Origin of the sequence: Pseudomonas fuscovaginae SE-1 (genome assembly GCF_000364705.1) — a bacterium.
Taxonomy (GTDB): domain Bacteria; phylum Pseudomonadota; class Gammaproteobacteria; order Pseudomonadales; family Pseudomonadaceae; genus Aquipseudomonas; species Aquipseudomonas fuscovaginae_A.
Genome location: NZ_AQOH01000335.1, coordinates 1 through 21,452 on the forward strand (window position 1 = coordinate 1; position 21,452 = coordinate 21,452).

The 21,452-nt window shown below is 64.1% G+C and carries 22 protein-coding genes and 4 pseudogenes; 15 read left to right on the forward strand and 11 right to left on the reverse strand.

Translation table 11 applies throughout. The features are described 5' to 3' along the window. The coding region (locus tag K675_RS0126580; RefSeq protein ID WP_017906505.1) for a 4Fe-4S dicluster-binding protein at positions 1–480 on the forward strand (480 nt) is incomplete at its 5' end. Positions 481–631: 151 nt separating this feature from the next. Here K675_RS0126580 and K675_RS0126585 read toward each other — a convergent pair. Together K675_RS0126585 and K675_RS0126590 are read right to left on the reverse strand one after the other, a co-directional pair. Continuing rightward, positions 632–1,252 (reverse strand): TetR/AcrR family transcriptional regulator, encoded by a 621-nt coding sequence (locus K675_RS0126585; protein WP_017906506.1) that lies wholly within the window; start codon positions 1,250–1,252, stop codon positions 632–634. Between the two features lie 114 nt (positions 1,253–1,366). Further along, entirely contained in the window at positions 1,367–1,801 is a 435-nt protein-coding gene (locus tag K675_RS0126590) for a rhodanese-like domain-containing protein (RefSeq protein ID WP_017906507.1), read from the reverse strand. Positions 1,802–1,902: 101 nt separating this feature from the next. On the opposite strand from K675_RS0126590, the pseudogene ftrA reads away from it, so the two are divergent. After that, positions 1,903–2,872: pseudogene (gene ftrA / locus K675_RS31440) on the forward strand (transcriptional regulator FtrA). Between the two features lie 39 nt (positions 2,873–2,911). Here the strand turns inward: ftrA and K675_RS0126600 are convergent. Further along, positions 2,912–3,508 carry a flavin reductase family protein gene (locus K675_RS0126600; protein WP_017906510.1) on the reverse strand — a complete coding sequence of 199 codons (597 nt, stop codon included), beginning with the start codon at positions 3,506–3,508 and terminating at the stop codon, positions 2,912–2,914. 158 nt (positions 3,509–3,666) lie between these two features. Here K675_RS0126600 and K675_RS0126605 point away from each other — a divergent pair, with 158 nt between their 5' ends. From K675_RS0126605 to K675_RS34000, 3 genes and pseudogenes are all read left to right on the forward strand, one after another. Beyond that, on the forward strand, positions 3,667–4,368 hold the full coding sequence (locus tag K675_RS0126605) for a 2OG-Fe(II) oxygenase (RefSeq protein WP_017906511.1): 702 nt from the start codon (positions 3,667–3,669) through the stop codon (positions 4,366–4,368). A gap of 104 nt (positions 4,369–4,472) precedes the next feature. Beyond that, a complete protein-coding gene (gene ada, locus K675_RS0126610; RefSeq protein WP_017906512.1) occupies positions 4,473–5,552 on the forward strand; it encodes a bifunctional DNA-binding transcriptional regulator/O6-methylguanine-DNA methyltransferase Ada in 1,080 nt (359 codons plus the stop codon). 141 nt (positions 5,553–5,693) lie between these two features. Then, positions 5,694–5,861 (forward strand): annotated as a pseudogene (locus tag K675_RS34000) (AEC family transporter); the annotation flags it as partial. A gap of 148 nt (positions 5,862–6,009) precedes the next feature. Here K675_RS34000 and K675_RS33775 read toward each other — a convergent pair. Further along, positions 6,010–6,200: pseudogene (locus K675_RS33775) on the reverse strand (LysR substrate-binding domain-containing protein); the annotation flags it as partial. Between K675_RS33775 and K675_RS33780 the strand changes: the two are divergent. Further along, positions 6,191–6,283: pseudogene (locus tag K675_RS33780) on the forward strand (cation:dicarboxylate symporter family transporter); the annotation flags it as partial. The pseudogenes K675_RS33775 and K675_RS33780 overlap by 10 nt on opposite strands. A gap of 6 nt (positions 6,284–6,289) precedes the next feature. Beyond that, positions 6,290–6,913, forward strand: a complete 624-nt coding sequence (locus tag K675_RS31445; RefSeq protein WP_332308420.1) for an aspartate/glutamate racemase family protein — start codon at positions 6,290–6,292, stop codon at positions 6,911–6,913. Here K675_RS31445 and K675_RS0126625 read toward each other — a convergent pair. Next, a complete protein-coding gene (locus K675_RS0126625) occupies positions 6,863–7,417 on the reverse strand; it encodes a TetR/AcrR family transcriptional regulator (RefSeq protein WP_017906515.1) in 555 nt (184 codons plus the stop codon). The genes K675_RS31445 and K675_RS0126625 overlap by 51 nt on opposite strands. A 101-nt stretch (positions 7,418–7,518) precedes the next feature. On the opposite strand from K675_RS0126625, the gene K675_RS0126630 reads away from it, so the two are divergent. Continuing rightward, on the forward strand, positions 7,519–8,301 hold the full coding sequence (locus tag K675_RS0126630; RefSeq protein WP_017906516.1) for an SDR family NAD(P)-dependent oxidoreductase: 783 nt from the start codon (positions 7,519–7,521) through the stop codon (positions 8,299–8,301). A gap of 119 nt (positions 8,302–8,420) precedes the next feature. Here the strand turns inward: K675_RS0126630 and K675_RS0126635 are convergent, their stop codons facing one another. Beyond that, positions 8,421–9,317 carry a DMT family transporter gene (locus K675_RS0126635; RefSeq protein WP_017906517.1) on the reverse strand — a complete coding sequence of 299 codons (897 nt, stop codon included), beginning with the start codon at positions 9,315–9,317 and terminating at the stop codon, positions 8,421–8,423. 132 nt (positions 9,318–9,449) lie between these two features. Here K675_RS0126635 and K675_RS0126640 point away from each other — a divergent pair, with 132 nt between their 5' ends. Together K675_RS0126640 and K675_RS0126645 are read left to right on the forward strand one after the other, a co-directional pair. After that, positions 9,450–9,887, forward strand: coding sequence for an Lrp/AsnC family transcriptional regulator (locus K675_RS0126640; RefSeq protein ID WP_017906518.1), 438 nt, complete (start codon positions 9,450–9,452; stop codon positions 9,885–9,887). 174 nt (positions 9,888–10,061) lie between these two features. Then, on the forward strand, positions 10,062–11,117 hold the full coding sequence (locus K675_RS0126645) for a permease (protein ID WP_017906519.1): 1,056 nt from the start codon (positions 10,062–10,064) through the stop codon (positions 11,115–11,117). A gap of 127 nt (positions 11,118–11,244) precedes the next feature. Here K675_RS0126645 and mnmH read toward each other — a convergent pair whose 3' ends face one another. Continuing rightward, positions 11,245–12,342, reverse strand: a complete 1,098-nt coding sequence (gene mnmH, locus K675_RS0126650; RefSeq protein ID WP_017906520.1) for a tRNA 2-selenouridine(34) synthase MnmH — start codon at positions 12,340–12,342, stop codon at positions 11,245–11,247. Continuing rightward, complete coding sequence (gene selD / locus K675_RS0126655) at positions 12,342–13,376, reverse strand: selenide, water dikinase SelD (protein ID WP_017906521.1); 1,035 nt, start codon at positions 13,374–13,376, stop codon at positions 12,342–12,344. The genes mnmH and selD overlap by 1 nt, the downstream gene beginning before the upstream one ends. A gap of 153 nt (positions 13,377–13,529) precedes the next feature. Between selD and K675_RS0126660 the strand changes: the two genes are divergently transcribed. Beyond that, on the forward strand, positions 13,530–14,345 hold the full coding sequence (locus K675_RS0126660; RefSeq protein ID WP_017906522.1) for an AraC family transcriptional regulator: 816 nt from the start codon (positions 13,530–13,532) through the stop codon (positions 14,343–14,345). A gap of 125 nt (positions 14,346–14,470) precedes the next feature. On the opposite strand, the gene fabV is transcribed toward K675_RS0126660, so the two are convergent. Further along, the gene (fabV, locus tag K675_RS0126665; protein WP_017906523.1) at positions 14,471–15,667 is read right to left on the reverse strand and encodes an enoyl-ACP reductase FabV; all 1,197 of its coding nucleotides are present in this window, start codon (positions 15,665–15,667) and stop codon (positions 14,471–14,473) included. Positions 15,668–15,885: 218 nt separating this feature from the next. Here fabV and K675_RS0126670 point away from each other — a divergent pair, with 218 nt between their 5' ends. After that, positions 15,886–16,830 carry a diguanylate cyclase domain-containing protein gene (locus K675_RS0126670; RefSeq protein ID WP_017906524.1) on the forward strand — a complete coding sequence of 315 codons (945 nt, stop codon included), beginning with the start codon at positions 15,886–15,888 and terminating at the stop codon, positions 16,828–16,830. A 578-nt stretch (positions 16,831–17,408) separates the two neighbouring features. On the opposite strand, the gene K675_RS0126675 is transcribed toward K675_RS0126670, so the two are convergent. Further along, positions 17,409–17,621, reverse strand: a complete 213-nt coding sequence (locus K675_RS0126675) for a hypothetical protein (RefSeq protein ID WP_017906525.1) — start codon at positions 17,619–17,621, stop codon at positions 17,409–17,411. A gap of 62 nt (positions 17,622–17,683) precedes the next feature. Then, complete coding sequence (locus K675_RS0126680; protein ID WP_017906526.1) at positions 17,684–17,953, reverse strand: DUF2790 domain-containing protein; 270 nt, start codon at positions 17,951–17,953, stop codon at positions 17,684–17,686. A 239-nt stretch (positions 17,954–18,192) separates the two neighbouring features. On the opposite strand from K675_RS0126680, the gene K675_RS0126685 reads away from it, so the two are divergent. The 3 genes from K675_RS0126685 to K675_RS0126695 all read left to right on the forward strand — a co-directional run bounded on the left by K675_RS0126685 (position 18,193) and on the right by K675_RS0126695 (position 21,350). Beyond that, the gene (locus K675_RS0126685; RefSeq protein WP_017906527.1) at positions 18,193–19,173 is read left to right on the forward strand and encodes an MBL fold metallo-hydrolase; all 981 of its coding nucleotides are present in this window, start codon (positions 18,193–18,195) and stop codon (positions 19,171–19,173) included. 126 nt (positions 19,174–19,299) lie between these two features. Further along, positions 19,300–20,040: a response regulator gene (locus K675_RS0126690; protein WP_017906528.1), complete on the forward strand. Its 741-nt coding sequence runs from the start codon at positions 19,300–19,302 to the stop codon at positions 20,038–20,040. Next, positions 20,037–21,350, forward strand: coding sequence for an ATP-binding protein (locus tag K675_RS0126695; RefSeq protein ID WP_020481082.1), 1,314 nt, complete (start codon positions 20,037–20,039; stop codon positions 21,348–21,350). Before K675_RS0126690 ends, K675_RS0126695 begins: the two co-directional genes overlap by 4 nt. Positions 21,351–21,452: the final 102 nt, after the last annotated feature.

A 21,452-nucleotide genomic window follows, 5' to 3' on the forward strand; every position in this document is an offset into this window, starting at 1 on the left:
TGGCGTGACGCCGCCGAATTCGTCGCCCTCGGTTGCGGCGCAGTACAGGTGTGCACGGCGGCGATGCTGCACGGCTTTCGGATCGTCGAGGAAATGAAGGACGGCTTGTCGCGCTGGATGGACAGCCAAGGCTACGCCAACCTGCAGGCGTTTTCCGGCAAGGCGGTGGGCAATACCACGGACTGGAAGTACCTGGACATCAACTACCAAGTGATCGCCCGGATCGACCAGGATGCCTGCATCGGCTGCGGTCGCTGTCATATCGCCTGCGAGGACACCTCGCACCAGGCCATCGCCAGTCTGCGCAAGGCCGATGGCACCCATGGCTATGAGGTGATCGAGGCGGAATGCGTGGGCTGCAACCTGTGCCAGATCACCTGCCCGGTGGAGAACTGCATCGAGATGGTGCCCCAGGCGACCGGCAAGCCGTTCCTGGACTGGAACCACGATCCGCGCAACCCCTATCGAGTGGCCTCCTGACCAGCAACCACCGCCCCGTCCCGTGGGAGCCGGCTTGCTGGCGATAGCGATCTGCCAGTCGCCCCTGCGTTGGCTGATCGTCCGCCATCGCCAGCAAGCCGGCTCCCACGGGACGGGGCGGTGTCTCGATACTTTGTAGAAATCGCAGGAATCAGGGCTCCAGCCCGATTCCTCGCAGGATCACCTGGGTCACTGTCTGCACCGCCTTCTCGAACTGCAGGTCCGACAGCGGCTGGTGTTCGTTGAGAATCGTCACCTGGTGGCTGAAGTCGGCATAGTGCTGGGTCGACGCCCAGATCATGTAGAGCAGGCTCGACGGCTCTACCGGCAGGATGCGGCCATCCTCGACCCACTGGCGAATCTTGGCCTCCTTCATCTTGGCCCAGTCGTAGAGGCTCAGGTCCAGGGTCTCACCGAGGGTCGGCGCACCGTGGATGATTTCATTGGCCCAGACCTTGGAGCCGTAGGGCCGGCTACGCGAATGATTCATCTTGGCGCGGATATAGCTGCTCAATACCACGCGCGGATCGTCGAACATCTCGAAGCACAGCGCATCCTGTTTCCAGACTTCCAGCAGGTCGAGCAGCACCGCGCTGTACAGTTCGCTCTTGGTGCTGAAGTAATAGTGCAGGTTGGAACGCGGCAGTTGCACTTCTTCGGCAATATCGGCCATGGCCGTGCCACCAAAGCCCTTCTCGGCAAAGACCTTCTCCGCTGCGAGGAGGATCTTCTCGACGTTGCTGCGGCGAATCCCACTCTTGTGATTGCCCATGTGGGCTCCCTGAAAACGACCTGTCCCAAGACTAACACCCGTTCAGGGCCCGCGGTATAGCGCGGTTGGGGGACAAACCGGGTCCTGCCATGCCAGCGGCGGGACCGGCCGTGCTCAGCAGTCGCAGCGGATGGCCGGGTGCTGTTCAACCGGCAGCCCGGCCGTCAACGCCAGCCCCTCGTCCAGCCAACCGGTGACGCCGCCGATCATCTCCTTGACCGGATACCCCAGTGTCGCCAGCTTCACCGCCGCGCGATGGACGCCGTTGCAATGGGGGCCGGCGCAATACACCACGAACAGCGTATCCCTGGCGTATTGAGCCAGGTAGTCGGCGGTCATCAGCCGATGGGGAATATTGATCGCTCCCGGCACATGCCCCTGGGCAAAGGCGGCCTCGCCACGCACATCCACCAGCAGGAAATCGACGTCGCCGCCCTGCTGGCTGGCATGCACATCGGAGCAGTCGGTTTCAAGGCTCAGGCGGTGGCTGAAATGCGCCAGGGCGACGGCCGATGAAGCGGCGGGAATACGGCGAACCAGGCTGGTCATGGAGCGAGTCCTTCTATTTCGGTGGGTGTGGAAACACTTTATCGAGGCCCGGGATAGCGCTACAGTGGCGGACAAGACACCTACTGGTAACTTTCCGCCAAATGCCCGCCTTTCCCGGTCTGGTCGCGATCCTGGTCTACGATGGCCTCTGCACCTTCGAATTCGGCATCGCCGTGGAGATCTTCGGCCTGCCGCGTCCGGAGTTCGACTTCCCCTGGTACGAGCACCGCATCGTTGCGGTCGATGCCGGGCCGATGCGCGCCATGGGCGGCATCCAGGTCCTGGCCGATGGCGGCCTGGAACAGCTCGACGAGGCCCGCACCCTGATCGTGCCCGGCTGGCGCAGCCGCAGCGAACCGCCACCGGCGGCATTGCTCGAAGCGCTGCAAAGGGCCCATGCCCGCGGTACCCGGATGGTCTCGATCTGCTCCGGGGTCTTCGTGCTGGCGGCGGCCGGCCTGTTGAACGGTCGCCAGGCCACGACCCATTGGCGTTATGCCGAGGAACTCGGCCGAGCGCTTTCCCACCCTCGAGGTCAACCCGGACGTGCTGTACGTCGATACCGGACAGGTCATCACCTCGGCCGGCAGTGCGGCGGGCATCGATGCCTGCCTGCACCTGGTGGCCCGCGACTTCGGCACCCAGGTCGCCAACACCGTGGCCCGGCGCCTGGTGATGTCGCCGCAGCGCACCGGTGGCCAGGCGCAGTTCATTCCGGCACCGGTCGGCCGCACACCACGCAACGACCTGTCGCGGATCCTGCAGTGGGCCCGCGAACGGCTCCATGAGCCATTGGAGGTACGCCAGCTCGCCAGCCAGGCGGCCATGAGCGAACGGACCTTCCTGCGGCGCTTCAGCGAGGCCACCGGCACCACGCCCAAGGCCTGGCTGCAGCACGAACGGCTGGCCAGGGCGCGCGAACTGCTGGAAAGTGGCAATGAAAGCAGCGAGCGTATCGCCGAACAATGCGGCTACCGCTGCGTCGAGAGTTTCCGGGTGGCCTTTCGCAACCGGGTAGGCCTGCCACCATCGGTGTATCGCGAACGTTTCGGCCAGGCCCAACAACCTTGAGCCACAGACGGCTCAGGCGGCCTGGCTATCGAAACCGATTCACAGCTGGAGCAGCTGACCGTCCACCGTGTCGCCGATCATGAGGAAATGCCCACCGGCGACATGGTGCAAGGTGCGCAGGCTGTCATGCCCCTCGAAATGCCAACGCCCGTCACTGAACACCCGTGAGTCGGCCTGGGCGGCGATCACTTCGCCGAGAAACAGGTCGTACCGCTCCTGGTTGTGCGGCTCGGGCAACAGGCGGCATTCGAGCCAGGCGACACAGCCCTCCACCAACGGCGCATCGAGTCGCTCGCCCTTGAAAGTCTCCAGGCCGTAGGCGTCGAACTTGTCACGGCTGTGGCTCTTGCTCAGCTCCAGGCCGGAGGTGGTGCCGACGGTTTGCGCGATATCAGCCTGGGCAACGCAGGGCACGTTCAGCACGAAGGTGCCCGAGGCCTCGAGCAGGCGTCGGGTCCAGGTCGACTTGTCGAGCACCACCGCGACCTTCGGCGGCTCGAAATCCAGCGGCATGGCCCAGGCGGCGGCCATGATGTTGCGCTGGCCATCGTGCGCCGCGCTGACCAGTACGGTCGGGCCGTGATTGAGCAGGCGGTAGGCTTTGGACAGGGGCACGGCAAGGCGGTGGGCGGACATGGAGGAACAATCCTGACAGGCTGAAAAGGCAACATCCTAGGGGAGCGTGCGGCAGAAACACAGCCCCGCCCAGGTAATTCAAGCGCAAGAGTCGGAGTGTCGCACCAACGGGGCAACGGCAGACTGCTGGCCTGGACACAGCTCAAGGCCTTCACACCATGCACACCCTGATACACGCATTCGACTGGCAAGCGATCAGCCATGACCTCGACCGGCAAGGCAATGCCCTGCTCCCCGGCCTGCTCACTCCCGAGCAATGCCACGAGCTGGCCACCCTGTACTCGCAGAAAGCCCCCTTTCGCTCACGGGTGGTCATGGGCCGCCACGGTTTCGGCCAGGGTGAGTACCAGTATTTCAGCTACCCGCTGCCCCCTCTGGTCCAGCAACTGCGTACGGCGCTCTATCCGCCCCTGGCGTTGATCGCCAACCACTGGAACCGCCGCCTGCAACGCGACGATGTCTATCCGATCACCCACCAGGGACTGCTGCAGCGCTGCCATGCCGCCGGTCAACAGCGACCGACACCCTTGCTGTTGCAGTACGGCACCGGCGACTACAACTGCCTGCATCAGGACCTGTACGGCGAACAGGTGTTTCCCCTGCAGGTCGCCATTCTGCTGTCCAGGCCGGGGCAAGACTTCACCGGTGGCGAGTTCGTCCTGACCGAACAGCGCCCGCGCATGCAGAGTCGCCCCCAGGTGGCCGCACTTCGACAGGGCGACGCACTGATCTTCGCGGTGTCCCAGAGGCCGGTGGAAGGCGCCCGCGGCTGCTATCGGGTCAACATGCGCCATGGTGTCAGCCGCGTGCACACGGGCCGGCGGCATACCCTGGGGATCATCTTTCACGACGCCACCTGACAAGCCGTCGGCAGGCAGTAGAATTCAACCGCAAGACTCGGAGTTTCCCGTTTTCGCCACGGCCCCAGACTGAGCGAAACCGGCTTGTCCGACAGGAGAACAGTATGAACACTTCGACCCAGGCCACTTCCCGCCAGGCCAGCAGCGTGGAGAACGATCCACGCTGGCAGGCGGTGCTGAACCGCGATGCCAGCGCCGACGGCGACTTCGTCTATGGCGTCAGGACCACCGGCGTGTACTGCCGCCCCAGCAGCAGTGCCCGCCGGCCACGGCCGGAGAATGTCGAGTTCTTCGACAACGCCGAACTGGCCGAGGCCGCCGGTTATCGACCCAGTCGTCGAGCCGCGGCCGACCAGACCAGCACTCACCAGCAGCAGGTGGCGCTGGTGACCCGCGCCTGCCAACTGATCGAAGCCTCGCAGAGTACGCCATCGCTCAGTCCCCTGGCCGAACAACTGGGGCTGAGCCCGTTTCACTTCCACCGGGTGTTCAAGGCCCACACCGGCCTGACACCCAAGGCCTATGCCGCCGCCCACCGTGCCGGCAAGCTGCGCACGCAACTGGCCCGCGCCGGCTCGGTCACGCAGGCACTGTACGATGCCGGCTTCAACGCCAGCAGCCGTTTCTACGAGGCCAGCGATGCGGTACTGGGCATGAAGCCCTCCGACTACCGTGCCGGCGGTAGCAACAGCGAAATCCGCTTTGCCATCGCCCAGTGCTCCCTCGGGGCGATCCTGGTGGCGCAGAGTACGCGTGGCGTCTGCGCGATCCTGCTGGGCGATGATCCACAGGCGCTCGCCCGTGACCTGCAAGACAAGTTCCCGAAGGCCGAATTCATCGGCGACGACGCCGGGTTCGAGCAGTTGGTGGCCAAGGTCGTGGGATTCGTCGAGGCGCCGGCGATCGGCCTCGACCTGCCACTGGACCTGCGCGGTACGGCCTTTCAGGAACGGGTCTGGCAGGCTTTGCGGACGATCCCGGTCGGCAGCACGGCCAGCTATGCCGAGATCGCGAAGATGATCGGCGCACCGAAATCGTTCCGCGCCGTGGCCCAGGCCTGCGGGGCCAACAGCCTCGCGGTGGCGATTCCGTGCCATCGGGTGGTACGCAGCGATGGCGATCTGTCCGGTTATCGCTGGGGCGTGGAGCGCAAGCGGCAGTTGCTTGACCGCGAGGCGCAATGAGCCGAACGGGCGCGGGGTGGTGATCGGCGCGCCCTGTTCACCTCATCGTCGGGTCATCGCCGGCAAAGAAAGATTGCAAGCTAACGATCTCCCCCCTTACCCTTCCCCACCCATCCGCGCATGCCCAAGGCTTCAGCTTCGATGTCCTCCGTACTCAGTGTTCTGCTGCCCATCTTCGCCCTGATCCTGGTCGGCTTCATCTGCCGTCGCAGCGAGCGCCTGGGGCCCAACGCGGCCTCGGAAATCAACCGCATGGTGGTCTGGCTGTGTCTGCCGGCACTGCTGCTCAGCGCCCTGCCCACCGGCACCGGTCCGTTCATGCTGGCCGAATACTACAAGCGTGAAGCCTCGCTGGTGTCGGGCACGATCCTGATCTCCACCCTGGGTTCACTGCTGACCCTGTCGATCTGCCTGTACCTGATCGGCAACTGAGGCGCGCCCAGGCAGGCCGGCGCTCGGCCTCCAGCGACTTCCACAACTCGCGCATGGTCGGGTTGGCATCGGCCACCGAGCAATAGGAACGGATTTCCAGCCCGGCGCTCCAGTCCGCACCGCCGGCGCGGACCAGGTGCCCTTGTGCAGTTCATCCTGCACCGCACTTTCGGGCAGCCAGGTCACGCCATATCCCTCCTGGGCCATCTTCATCAACGGATATTTTCCTGCGCATGATCAAGATGATCATCGCCCCACTGGTCTTCGCCACCCTGGTCGGCGGCATCGCCAGCCTCGGCAGGATGATGTACCAGGCCAGCGATCCGAGCATGGCGCTGTACGCCACCTGCAAGCGCCTGGAACAGGAAAGCGCGCATGCCATCGCCATCCCGTGCAATACCGCCCATGCCTTCGTCGAGCGCCTCCAGCCGTACCTGAACACACCGATCATCAACCTGCTCGGCGAGACCGTCAGGCATATCGTCGAACACCATGGCGCCGGCAAGTCCATTGGTCTGCTGGCCACTTCGGGAACGCTGCAGAGCCGGGTCTACCCTGCAGTGGCCGAGCAATGGGGGCTGCGGCTGATCGAGCCGGAACCGGCCACGCAGGCGCTGGTAATGGCGGCGATCTACGGCGAACACGGGGTCAAGGCCGGGCATACCGAGGGCCTGTGCCGCGAGCAGTTGCCCGAAGCCGCCAACCGCTTGTGCCAGGCGGGCGCCTCGGTGTTGATCCTCGGTTGCACCGAACTGCCGCTGATCCTGCCCCATGCCGAGCGCTTCGTGCTGGACAGCGGCGTGGTCAGCCTGGTCGACCCCACCACCCTGCTCGCCCGGCGCTGTGTGCAACAGGCGTTGGAGAGCACACCCCTGGGGTCAGTCGAGCCGGTTTTTCTCCAGCAGCCAGTTGCGGCTGTCATCGAGTAACCGCTCGGCCAACCGCGGGTCGTCACTGACCCGCGCCAGTACCAGAGCGCCGACCAGGGTCGCCAGGTTGCCGGTGGCGGCACGGCGTTTTTCTTCGACCGAGTCTCCCGGAGCGCCCGGCTCCAGGCGTTCCAGCAGCCGGACAATGCTTCGGGTCATCTGCGCCCGCGCCGCGGCGGGCTGGCGCCGGGTTTCGGCGGCCAACGCGGCCAGTGGACAGCCACCGGCGCAATCCTCGCGATGGGTAGCGCTCAGGTACCGCCCGATATAGCCGGCCAAGTCATCCCCCACTGGCGGTGAAGTCGCGGCCACATGGGCCAGGGCCTCGGCCACCAACTCGTCCTTCGAGGCGAAATAGCCATAGAAACCGCCATGGGTCATCCCGGCGGCCTTCATCACCTGGGCGACACTGACCGTCTCGTAACCCTGTTCCCGAAACAGCCGACCGGCGACTTCGAGGATCTTCAGGCGGTTTTGCGCCACCTGCTCACGACTGACTTTCATCAGAACCTCCGTTGATAGGCTTGACAGTATACATGACGAACATCATATTTAATAAACATGATGACCATCATGATTAAATCGACCCAACGAGGATTACCGCCATGACCGTCAAACCCACCGTTCTGATCACGGGAGCTTCCACCGGTATCGGTGCCGTCTATGCCGATCGTTTCGCCAAGCGTGGACACGACCTGGTGCTGGTCGCCCGGGACAAAGCGCGCATGGACGTACTGGCCGAACGCCTGCGGGCGGAAACCGGCGTCAATGTCGAAGTGCTGCAGGCGGACCTGACCGATGCGGGCGAACTGGCCGCCATCGAGGCGCGGGTCAGGGACGACGCCGGCATCGGCATTCTGGTGAACAATGCCGGCATGAGCGGCGGCGGCGGTTTCGTCGAGCAGACACCGGAGCTGGTGAGCCGGATCATCAACCTCAACATCACCGCCCTCACCCGTCTGAGCAGTGCCATCGCCCCACGCCTGGTCCGGGCCGGTGGTGGTTCGATCATCAATCTCGGCTCGGTGGTCGGCCTGGCACCGGAGCTGCAATCGACCGTCTACGGGGCGACCAAGGCGTTCGTGCTGTTCCTGAGCCAGGGACTGAACATCGAGCTGGGTGCCCAGGGGCTCTATGTCCAGGCGGTACTGCCGTCCGCCACCCGCACCGAAATCTGGGAGCGTGCCGGCAAGCGCATCGAGGACCTGCCGGCGGTGATGGAAGTCGAGGACCTGGTGGATGCGGCATTGGTGGGCTTCGATCGTCGCGAAACCGTGACCATTCCGCCGCTGCCGGACGAAGGCCAGTGGCAGGCCCTGGAAGCCGCGCGCCAGGCGATGTTGCCCAACTACATGCACGCGCTGCCGGCGGCGCGCTATCGCGCCTGATCATCCGCCCCATGGGAGCGCCGCCCGGCCGTCTCCCACGGGAATGGACGGCACCCAAGAGGTTGAAACTGTCCAGCTTTTTGGGGGCCGTCCAGGGATTGGTGGAATGGCTGACGCTCTCAACCTCGTGCGGCAACCCGGCGGCTCCACGGCGTCCAGCCTTGCTGCATGCCGGCTGCCGCCAGCAGGATGGCGATCACGCCCAGCCACTGCAGCGGCTGCAAGTGGTGGCCGAAGGCAAACCAGTCGACGAAGATCGCCGCAATCGGGTAGATGAACGACAGCGCACCGGTCAGGGCCGTCGGCAGCTTCTGGATCGCACCGTACAACAGCACATACATGACACCGGTGTGGACGATGCCCAGGGTCACCAGGCTGCCCCAGGCACCGGCCTCCACCGGCAGCACCGAAAAGTTCGCCCAGGGTGCCAGCAGCAGCGTGCCGCTGGTCACCTGGATCAGCGCGATCAGATGCGGCGGCGTACCGGCCAGACGCTTGATGATCAGCGCGGCAAAGGCATACAGCAGCGCCGCGCCGAGGGCCAGGACGATCCCCAGCAGGTAGTCGCCGCCACTCTCGCCCTGTTGCCCATGGGCGCTGACGATCGCCAGCATCCCGGCAAAGGCCAGGCTCAACCAGAACAGCTTCTGCGCGGTGATCCTCTCGCCGAGAAACAGCGCCGCCAACCCCACCAGCATGAATGGCTGGACGTTGTACACCGCCGTACCGATGGCGATCGAGGCGCGCGAATAGGAGGCGAACAGCAGAACCCAATTGCCGACGATCGCCACACCGCTGAGCACCGCCAGCACAAACGTGGCACGACTCAGCACACCGGGGCGCAGAAAACCCATGGCAGCGCAGATCGCCAGCAGGGTCAGCGCGCCGAACAGGCAACGCCAGAACACCACGTCCAGTACCGGCTGGCCCGACACCAGCACGAACCAGCCGATGGTTCCCGAGATCAGCATGGCCGCGATCATTTCCAGCGACCCGCGATGCAGTGATTGAGACATGATTGGACTCCTTGACAGATGGCAACAGTATGCCAAGCACCTGCGCAGGCTCTCCAGCGGTTATAAAAGGCTAAACTTCGACTTTGCCTTTATGATCAAGGCAAATTCACCTGATCACCTTACGAGACCACAATGACTGACACCATCGACCAACTCCTGCTCGCGGCCTTGATGGAAGACTCCCGGCGTTCGCTCAAGGCCCTGGCACAGATCAGCGGGCTCTCCGCCCCCAGCGTCGCCGAGCGCTTGCGCCGCCTGGAGGAGCGTGGGGTGATCAAGGGCTACACGCTCGAAGTCGAGCCGCGCTCCTTTGGCTACCAGTTGCAAGCCATCGTGAGGATCCGCCCGCTGCCCGGTCAGTTGCACGAGGTGGAACGGCAGATTCAGGCGATTCCCGAGTTCACCGAGTGTGACAAGGTCACTGGCGACGACTGCTTCATCGCTCGCCTGCACGTACGCGACATGGAGCAGTTGGATACCCTGCTCGACCGATTGAACGGCCATGCCGAGACCAACACCGCGATCGTCAAGAAAACACCGGTGAAACGGCGGTTGCCACCCATGGCGTGAAATGAGTGCGCCGCCTGCATCGTGGCCGGCAAATGTCGGAGTCGACTCGCTGACAATAGCGACAGATCGGATGACAGAGGAACGTCAGATCCCACCCGGATCGCATGGCGAAGTGCAGCCCCTGGGTTATCATCCACTCGATATCTCTCACTCTCCTTTCAGAGCCCGTACGTCATGATCTCACTCTCCTCCACCACCCCTGCCCGGGGTTGGTCGCTGTGGTGGAAACCGCTGCTGTTTCTCGCCATCGCCGCTGTCGGCCTCTACTACGTCAAGTGGTCGCCCTACTACGCCAAGGCCTTCGTCGCCGCCGACAGCCACAGCATCGGCGGCTCGATCATCAACGACAACCCGGGCTCGCCGGTGGCGGCCGCGCTGGCCTATGCCCAGGTGTATTTCCTGGCGATCTGGAAGGCCGCCGTGCTGGCGGTGATCCTCGGCTCGCTGCTGCAGGTGCTGATTCCCCGTGACTGGCTGCTGCGCCTGTTCGGCCGGGCGGGTTTCGGCTCGACCCTGCGCGGCGGACTGTTCGCCCTGCCCGGCATGATGTGCTCCTGCTGCGCGGCGCCAGTGGCCGCCGGCATGCGCCGACAGAATGTCTCGGTGGGCGCGGCGCTGGCGTTCTGGATCGCCAACCCGGTGCTCAACCCGGCCACCCTGGTGTTCATGGGCTTTGTGCTCGGCTGGGGCTTCAGCGCGATCCGCCTGGTGGCGGGCCTGGTGCTGGTACTGGGTGTGTCGATGATCGCCCAGCGGGTCGCTCGCCCCGACACCCTGCCGGAGCCGGCGGTGGAGGCCGTGGTCGAGGCCAGCACGACAAGCGACCAGAGCTTCTTCATGCGCTGGGGCAAGACCCTCTGGCAACTGTTCTGGAGCACCATTCCGATCTACATCGTGGCGGTACTGCTGCTCGGTGCGGCGCGGGTCTGGCTGTTTCCCCATGTCGACGGCGCAATGAGCAACAGCCTGCTGTGGCTGGTACCGCTGGCGATCGTCGGCACGCTGTTCGTGATCCCGACAGCGGCGGAAATCCCGATCGTGCAGACCATGATGACCCTGGGCCTGGGCACCGCACCGGCCGTGGCGCTGCTGATGACCCTGCCCAGCATCAGCCTGCCGTCGCTGCTGATGCTGCGCAAGGAGTTCGATGCCCGGGTACTGGTGACCGTGGCGGTGCTGACCATGCTGGTGGGGATCGTCAGCGGTCTGGTGGCGGTGGTGGTGCTCTGACCGGCCCCCTCTCTGTAGAAGGCCGGCCCGTACAGCGTCTGTAGAAGCCGGCCCGCAAAGCTCTTGGCGGCCTGAAGGCCCCGTTCGCGGGCCGGGCCGGCTCCTGCAGTCCGCCTTGGGTGAACATTCAGCGTCGTGTTCGGTTCCTGAGATATTCCAGCACCGCTGACTGATCGCCCGCGAACTCGATCCGCGCGCCCTTGCTCTCGCGCTGGAACACGTACATCGGATCGTAGTATTCCTTGAGCAGTCCCAGGATCCAGGCCCGGTGCAGGTCGACGCTGCCACTGCTCGCCTGCTCCACCAGGGCATCGGACATCAGTTCCCGCATCCGCCGATGACACTCGCCGCCCAGGCGCTTGTGGATGTTGTCCAGGCTGCCCAGCAGGCGTTCGCTGAACAGCTTGAAGCCATGTTCACCGTGAACGGCGATGAACTCCGCGCAAAGCTGCACCACGTAATCGCGCAGGATGCGTTCGACCCGGCTTTCCAGGCTGTCCTCGAGCCAGACCATCGAGAAACGTTGCATGCCCTGGTACAGCGGCAGCGGCAAGGCACAACGCCCGACCATGCGGCTCTCGTCCTCGACCACGAACTGCTCGATGCCACGGGCGCGTTTCTTCAGCAGGTCCACCGCCAGGCGGTTTTCGAAGTCGATGTTCGACGGCTGTCCCGTGGCCCGCTTGCCGAAACTGGAACCGCGATGATTGGCATGCCCTTCCAGGTCGAGGCTGTTGTCCAGCTGGATGATGACGTCGGTCTTGCCCGTGCCGGTCATGCCACCCAGCAGCACGAAGTCGGCCTGTTCCACCGCCTGCTCGACGGTCTGCATGAGAAAGGTCCGCATCGCCTTGTAGCCACCGCCGACCCGCGGGTAGTCGATGCCGGCATCGTGCTTGAGCCATTGCTGGACGATCTGCGAACGCAGGCCGCCGCGAAAACAGTACAGCACGCCCTCCGGGTGCGCCCGGGTGAAATCGACCCAGGCCCGCAGGCGTGCAGCCTTGACCTCGCCGGACACCAACTGGTGGCCCAGAGTAATCGCCGCCTGCTGGCCGTGCTGCTTGTAGCAGGTCCCCACCCGCTGACGCTCCAGGTCGTTCATCAGCGGCAGGTTGACCACACCGGGAAAGGAGCCCTTGGCAAACTCGACCGGTGCCCGGGCATCCATCATCGGTACGTCATCGAGAAACAGTGTGCGGTAGTCGGTGATATCGCCTGGCATCAGGACACCTCTACCGCATGGCTCTGTCGCTCCACCAACTGGCCGATCGGCTCCAGGCTCAAGCCCAGCTCGGCGGCGACGGCGAGAAACTCCGCCTGCCCCTCGGGGGTAACGGCTACCAGCAGGCCGCCACTGGTCTGCGGGTCGCACAGTACGCGTTTGTGCAGCTCGCGCAGCGGACCGATCTTGCTCGCATAGCTGTCGAAGTTGCGCAGCGTGCCACCGGGAATGCAGCCCTGCTCCAGGTAGTACTCGACCGTCGCCAGGCGCGGTACCTGCTCATACACGATACGGGCGGTCAAGCCGCTGCCGTCAGCCATTTCCACCAGGTGCCCCAACAGGCCGAAACCGGTGACATCGGTCATCGCGCTCACTCCGGCCAACTTGCCGAAACGGCTGCCGGGCTTGTTCAGGGTGCACATCCAGTCACGGGCCACGCCGACGTCTTCGCCGCGCAGCTTGCCTTTCTTTTCCGCGGTGGTCAGCACGCCGATACCCAGGGGTTTGGTCAGGTAGAGGAGGCTGCCGGCCGTGGCGGTGTCGTTGCGCTTCATGTTGCGCTTGTCCACCAGCCCGGTGACGGCCAGGCCGAAAATCGGCTCGGGCGCATCGATCGAGTGCCCACCAGCGAGCGGGATGCCGGCGGCGTCGCACACCGCCCGCCCACCGCGAATCACCTCGCGGGCGATCTCCGGCGGCAGCACGTTCACCGGCCAACCGAGAATCGCGATGGCCATCAACGGGTCTCCGCCCATGGCGTAGATGTCACTGATGGCGTTGGTCGCGGCGATCCGGCCGAAGTCGAAGGGGTCATCGACGATCGGCATGAAGAAGTCGGTGGTCGAAACCACGCCGCGCTCTTCATCGATGGCATATACCGCGGCATCGTCGCGCGAGGCGTTGCCGACCCAGAGTTTCGGGTCGAGGTTCTGGGCCCCGCTGCCGGCCAGGATCACTTCCAGCACCTGGGGCGAAATCTTGCAGCCACAGCCTGCGCCGTGGCTGTACTGGGTCAGGCGAATCGGTTCGCTCATCGGTCAACCTCGCAGTATCAATATTCAGCGATTCTAACAGACCCGGCCATGCCCGGCCTGTCGGGCAAAACCGGCCCCCTGCGGCAAAGCGGCGCCTCGCGGTGTTTTCCTTTACTATCGATCCGGTGATGAAGAGATAAGAACAGGCAGGACATGGGCACACATACGCCAAGCGTCGACTGGGTGCAGCGCGCACCGCAGACCAGCCACATGGAACGTTTCGAGGCATTCTTCCATGGCCACCGCTTCAGCCCCCATCGCCATGACACCTATGCCATTGGCCGGACGCTCACCGGTGTGCAGAGTTTCAAGTACCGCGGCAGTCAACGTCACAGCCTGCCCGGCGGAACCATGGTGCTGCACCCGGATGAAGTCCACGATGGTCGGGCCGGCACCCACGATGGCTTCCAGTACCGGATGATCTACCTGCAGCCCTCGCTGATCCAGGCGGCCCTCGGCGGCCGGCCCCTGCCCTTCGTACCCGGCGGGTTGAGCACCGACCCGCGCCTGCGGGTCGCCACCGAAACCCTGCTGCAGAGCATGGACCGTGCACTCGACCCGCTGGAGGAGCAGGATGCGATCTTCGAACTGGCCCACGCGCTGAATGCCGTGTGTGGCGCACCGAGCAAACGACGCAGCTTCGACTACCAGGCGGCGGAGCGCGCCCGCGAGTTCATTCACAGCGCGCTGGACCGGACCGTGACCCTCGATGAGCTGGCCGAGCACAGTGGTCGCGACCGCTGGGCCCTGAGCCGGGATTTTCGCCTGCTGTTCGGTACCAGCCCCTATCGCTACCTGAGCATGCGGCGACTGGACCTGGTGCGCTCGCTACTGGCACAAGGCCATTCGCTGAGTGAGGCGGCACTGATGGCCGGGTTCGCCGACCAGAGCCACATGAACCGGCAATTTCGCAGTACCTTCGGCCTGGCGCCCGGACACTGGGCGAAGATGCAACGGCTGGCAGGCTGAAAGCACAGCAGCGGTCGCGGCGGGAGGTGACGAGTCGCAGGCGCCGGGAATGGCACCTGCGACCCTCTTCAGGCAACGACCCGCACGGTAGGCCCGTAGGGATCGTTAAACGCTTCAGGGGCGAATCAGGCCTGGATCAGGTTGGCGATCGCCACGTCCGGACTGACGTCGGCATCGTAGTCCACACCGTCGACACCGAAACCGAACAGGCGCAGGAACTCGGCCTTGTAGCCGGCGAAGTCGGTCAGTTCGTTGAGGTTCTCGGTGGTCACTTCGTTCCACAGCTTGGCGACCAGATCCTGCACCTCAGGCGCCAGTTCCTTGTAGTCGGCGCGCAGACGGCCGTCTTCGTCGAGGATCGGGGTCGGCGAGTACAGGCTGTCCTTGTACAGGCCATAGACCTGCTCGATGCAGCCTTCGTGCACGCCCTGCTCCTTCATCACCTTGAACAGCAGCGACAGGTACAGCGGCATGATCGGGATGGCCGAACTGGCCTGGGTGACCACGGCCTTGAGGACCGACACACGGGCGTCGCCGCCCTTGGCTGCCAGGCGCTCGCGAATCTTCAGGACTTTCTGGTCCAGGTCCTTCTTGGCGGCGCCAATCGAACCGTTCCAGTAGATGTCGTGTGTGACCTTCTCGCCCAGGTAGGTGAAGGCAGTAGTCTTGGCGCCGTCGGCCAGCACGCCGGCTTCGTCCAGCGCGTCGATCCACAGCTGCCAGTCTTCGCCACCCATGACCTTGACGGTACCGGCGATTTCTTCCTCGCTCGCCTGCTCCAGGGTGGTTTCGGCCACCACTTCCTTGTCGGTGTTCAGGCCACGCTGGGTGATCGACTTGCCGATCGGCTTGAGCGTCGAGCTGTAGACCTCACCGGTTTTCGGGTCGGTACGACGTGGCGCCGCCAGGCTGTAGACCACCAGGTCGATCTTGCCCAGGTCGCGCTTGATGGTTTCGATGGTCAGGCGCTTGACCTCATCGGAGAAGGCGTCGCCGTTGATGCTCTTGGCGTACAGGCCTTCAGCCTCGGCGAACTTGTGGAACGCGGCACTGTTGTACCAGCCGGCGGTGCCCAGCTTGCCTTCGTCGCCTTCGCGCTCGAAGAATACGCCGAGGGTCTTGGCCCCGCAGCCGAATGCGGCGGTGATGCGTGCAGCCAGGCCGTAGCCGGTAGAGGCACCGAGCACCAGAACGTTCTTCGGTCCGTCATTGACCGGGCCTTGCTGGGTGACATAGTCAATCTGTTGCTTGACGTTGGCTTCGCAGCCCACCGGATGAGTGGTCACACAGATAAAGCCACGAACGCGTGGTTTGATGATCATAAGGTCCCCTTTTCTCTTAGGCCTGTATCGACGCTGATGGTGATAACGTCGCGGATTCTAGTCGTAGACGCTCGAAAAGCCCATGCGTCACTGCTTTTACAACATCGGTTGCCATCGGATAAGACAAAATGCCCTGCCTTGCATCGCCTGAGCCTTGATTGCGCGCCCGGCGGGCAACATTCTAGTCGCCCCCCTCCTACTGCGAATCCTTATCGCTCATGAGCACCCTGTCCCCTGCCGAAACCGATAGCGACGTCTACAAGACCCTGCTCGAATCCACCAAGGCCATCCCCTGGCGGATCGACTGGAAGACCATGACCTTCAGTTACATCGGCCCGCAGATCGAGAGCCTGCTTGGCTGGCCCCAGAACAGTTGGGTGGGTATCGATGACTGGGTCTCGCGCATGCACCCGGACGATCGCGAGTACGTGGTGAACTTCTGCGTCTCGCAGTCCAAGGCCGGCGTCGACCACGAGGCCGACTACCGCGCGCTGACCCGCGACGGCGAATACGTGTGGATCCGCGATGTGGTGCATGTGGTGCGCAAGGACGGGGAAGTCGAGGCGCTGATCGGTTTCATGTTCGATATCAGCGAGCGCAAGAAGACCGAGGAGCACCTGGTGCGCCTGCAGAAGCAACTGGAGGAGTACTCGTTCCAGGACGGCCTGACCGGCATCGCCAACCGCCGCATGTTCGACACCGTGCTCGCCCGCGAGTGGGACCAGGCCCAGCGCAGCCAGTTGCCATTGTCGCTGATCATCGTGGATATCGATTTCTTCAAGCAGTACAACGACCATTACGGTCACATCAAGGGCGACGAGGCCCTGCGCCAGGTTGCGCAAACCCTGGCCCGTGCCGCCAACCGCCCGCGGGATTTCATCGCCCGGATCGGTGGCGAGGAGTTCGTCTGGCTGTTGCCGGAAACACCGGCGGACAAGGCCCGGCAAATTGCACAGAACTGCCTGCAACTGGTTCGCCAGCAACAGATTCCCCATGAGAAGTCGGCGGTGTCCGAGTTGCTGAGTATCAGCCTCGGCGTGGGCACCACCCGCGCAGGTCTCGAAGAGCCGGCGCTGGGCTTCGTCGAGAAGGTCGATGAGCTGCTGTACCGGATCAAGCGCAACGGGCGCATGGGCGCCGAGTACGCCGACTTCAGCGAATAACCGCCCTTCTGTAGGAGCCGGCTTGCTGGCGATAGCGCCGAGTCAGACAATGAAGCGTTGCCGGGCAGACCGCTATCGCCAGCAAGCGGAGCGCCGCCCGGCCGGCTCCCACAGGGAGCGCGCCTGGCCCGTGCCTTGTGGACGCAGGCTTCACCGAAGCGTCGGACCGCCGCGAAGAGGCCCTCAACCCTTGCGCAGAACCACAGAATCTCCCACAAGGTGGAGAAACTGCCACGCAACCGCTCTAGCACGGGACTCGATACAATCGGGCAGGTTTGTATCAATAATCACTATTGATACGGCTGATAAGTGATAGGCCGACAGCGATGGTACTGTGCACCCCGATGGCAAAGTTATGCCTCAATCGCTTTCCAGCCTGCTGCTGGAACAGTCATTGGGCCATACTCTTCTTCATCATCCTTTGGTTAAGACTTCAGCTACTGCACTCCCCGTGCAGTAGCTTTTTTTAACCAGGGCCCGCAACCATCGGCCAGCCGCTCACGCCTGCAATTCCCCACTCTCGGACTTCTTGCGCGGCCATTCCATCCTACGGGTCTGGAACCGGCAGTGGCGCCAGCTCAAGCCCGCATCTCTTCCAGGTAACGTCCCTGCGGCGTGTGGCTGGCACCGTTCTCGCTCAGCAACGGCGCCTTCTGCTGCGCGCCGACCGGCGTCAACTGGAAGCACTGGCCGTCACGGCACTGGCGTTTTTCAGTGGCGGCATCGGCGTGTACAGCAACACCGGCCAGGGAAAAGGCGATCGCACTCAGGTAGGTTCTCACGTGGTTCATGGCATGCACTCTCGTATCAGAAGTAAAAGGCTCAACACGGCCAGGGCGAAACGTTCCAAGGCTCAACTCCCCTCGTGGCAGATGTCGGAGAACTTGCGGTAGGCGAGGATGTGCTGTTCGCCCCGGGAATCGAGATAGGTCATCCGGGCGTTGACCACGCTGCACTCAGGCCCGTCGTCCTGGCTCAGCGACAGCACCTTGCGCACGTCCAGGTGACTGCCGTAGCTGTAGGTTTCCGAGTGGGGCTGCACCTGAGATTCAGCCCGGGCCGACAGGGTGCAGACGTTCAGGACAGCGAAGAGGCAGGCGGCGAAAAGGGCTTTGCTGTTCATGGTCATTTCCTTTTGGTGGGTTTCAGTGAGGTCGAGTACCGTTGTCTCGATGGAGCTCATTGAATGCCCGCCAGGTATCCCGCGTGTGTCGCGAACAGCCCACAGTTAAAGCGCACGTGTCTGGCACGCCTTCGGATACAGAGCGATACACATCGAGGTAGAACACCGCCCTGAAATACCCCGGATACATGGCTGCGGTGAACTGCACGACAAAGACGATCGATGCGAGGAGTCACTGGATGTTGTGGTCGAAATACGCGCTACGGCTCGCCGCCGCCCTGCTCAGCCTGCTGCTGGGCAGCGGTTCGGTCCTGGCCGCACAGGACACGGCGGTTGCCGAACCGCTGGAGATGGTGGTGCTCGGTTCCGGCGGCCCGGCGGCCACCGGCCGGGCAGGTGCCGGTTATGCACTGCTGCTGGACGGTACGCCGCGCATCCTGGTGGACGCCGGTCCCGGTACCTTCGCCCGTATCGGCGAGGCCCGGCTCGACCTGCGCAAGCTGGACATCGTGCTGCTGACCCACCTGCACGTGGACCACGTCGCCGAACTGCCCGGGATCATCAAGGCACGGGCCGTCAGTGCCCGCAGCGATATCGATTTCCGGATCTTCGGCCCCAGCGCCAGCACCCCAGCCACTGCGGGCAACGGCAAGCCCGGCGCGCGCTTTCCCGCCACCAGCCAGTTCGTCGATCTGCTGTTCGGCACCTTCGGTGCCTTCAGCTACCTGCAGGACTTTGCCGGGCATATCGACTTCAATATCACCGACCTGTTCGGCCCGGCCAGCAGCGTCGGGGACAAGACCCAACCCCAGGTCATCCTCGAACAGGACGGCCTGCGCATCAGCGCAGTGGGGGGTCACCATGGCGACTCACCGGCGGTGATCTACCGGGTCGACTACAAGGGCAGGAGCATCACCTTCAGCGGCGACATCGATGCCCAGGCCCACGCTGCCCTGACCCGCATCGCCAAGGGCTCGCAATGGCTGGTGTTCAACGACCCGGTGCTGGACCCACCCAACGCCCGCCCGATCCTCTATACGCTGCATACCGCGCCTGCCGACATCGGCAGGATCAGCAGCGCCGCCGGGGTGTCGCACCTGCTGCTCAGCCACCTGCCCGGAGAAATCGACCCGTTCCGTGATGCAGCCAGCAAATCCATCCGCCAGCACTATCGCGGCCCGCTGGATTTTGCCGAGGATGGCCAGCACGTTCGCCCCTGAGCGGACTTTTTTGCATATCCGTGTATCCATCGCCCGCCAGATACACTGCAATACAAACCGTGGCAGGCAAGTACAGCGCTTGTCGTTAGACTGCGCCATGACCCATTTTTGACAGAGGTTGGACCGATGGAACATGTCGATCACATCTTGATCGTGGATGATGACCGGGAAATCAGGGAGCTGGTTGGCAACTACCTGAAGAAGAACGGCCTGCGCACCACCGTGGTCGCCGATGGCCGGCAGATGCGCGCCTTCCTGGAAACCACCCCGGTGGACCTGATCGTGCTCGACATCATGATGCCCGGTGACGATGGTCTGCTGCTGTGCCGTGAACTGCGTGCCGGCAAGCACAAGAACACTCCGGTGCTGATGCTGACCGCCCGCAACGACGAGACCGACCGCATCATCGGCCTGGAAATGGGCGCCGACGACTACCTGGTCAAGCCCTTTGCCGCCCGCGAGCTGCTGGCGCGGATCAATGCCGTGCTGCGCCGCACGCGGATGCTGCCACCGAACCTGGTGGTCACCGAAAGCGGTCGCCTGCTGGGCTTCGGCCGCTGGAAGCTGGACACCACCGCGCGCCACCTGCTCGACCAGGACGGCACCATGGTTGCCCTGAGCGGCGCCGAATACCGCCTGCTGCGGGTGTTCCTCGACCACCCGCAACGGGTGCTCAATCGCGACCAGTTGCTCAACCTCACCCAGGGTCGCGACGCCGACCTGTTCGATCGCTCCATCGACCTGCTGGTCAGCCGCCTGCGCCAGCGCCTGCTCGATGACGCGCGCGAGCCGGCCTACATCAAGACCGTGCGCAGCGAAGGTTATGTATTTTCGTTGCCGGTGGAACTGCTGGGTGCCGAGGCATGAGGCGCGTGCTGCACTGGCCGCGGACCCTGGCTTCGCGGTTGTCGCTGATTTTCCTGGTATGCCTGATCCTGGCCCAGGCGTTGTCGTTCGGCGCGCAATCCTACGAGCGCTACGAAAGTGCCAAGAACGCCATGCTGGGCAACCTGGAGACCGACGTCTCGACCTCGATCGCCATTCTCGAGCGCCTGCCGGCGGTGGAGCGCGAGAGCTGGCTGCCCCGTCTGGCGCGAAAGAACTATGGCTACCTGCTCAACGAGGGTGAACAGGGCATGCCCATGAGTCCGGGCGATCTGCCCATCGCCGTCCCCTCGATCGAAGAAGCCCTGGGACCGGATTACCCGGTGACCTTCAGCGACATCCCCGGACCGAATAAGCACTTCCAGGCACACCTGACCCTCAAGGACGGCAGCCCGGTGACCATCGACGTGCGCCCTTCCCTGGCGCCCATGTCGCCCTGGCTGCCGGCCGTGCTGCTTGGGCAGTTGCTGCTGATGCTCGGCTGCACCTGGCTGGCGGTACGGATCGCCGTGCGCCCACTGACCCGCCTGGCCCAGGCGGTGGAGAACCTCGATCCCAACACCCACGCCGTGCAGTTGGACGAAAGCGGCCCCTCGGAAGTCGCCCACGCCGCCACTGCGTTCAACGCCATGCAAAAACGCATCGCCGACTACCTCAAGGAGCGCATGCAACTGCTGGCAGCGATTTCCCATGACCTGCAGACGCCCATCACCCGGATGAAGCTGCGCGCCGAATTCATGGACGAGTCGCCGGAGAAAGACAAGCTCTGGCAGGACCTGGGCGAGATCGAGCACCTGGTCCGCGAAGGCGTCGCCTATGCCCGCAGCGTGCATGGCGCGACCGAGCTCAGTTGCCGCATCGACCTGGACTCGTTCCTCGACAGCCTGGTGTTCGACTATCAGGATACTGGCCAGGCAGTCGAACTGACGGGCAAGAACGGCGCACTGATCGAAGTCCGCCCCCATGCCCTGCGCCGGGTGTTGGTCAACCTGGTGGACAACGCCCTCAAGTTCGCCGGCGCCGCAGAGCTGGAAGTGCGTTCGAAGACCAACCAGGGCATCTCGATCCTGGTTCTCGACCGTGGCCCCGGAATCGCCGAGGCGGAGCTGCGGGAGGTGCTCAAGCCGTTCTACCGGGTGGAAAGCTCGCGCAATCGCAGCACCGGCGGCACCGGCCTGGGCCTGGCGATCGCCCAACAACTGGCGGTGGCCCTGGGCGGCTCGCTGACCCTGAGCAACCGGGAGGGCGGCGGATTGTGCGCCGAACTGCAATTGGGTGTCGTACAACCCTGATCCCCTCTTCCCCTCCCGCCCCGGCAACGGGGCACACCTGGGCGCGCGATTTAGCTATGCTAGGGCACTTTCTCGAGTGTCCGCTTTCAGAGCTATCAGGAA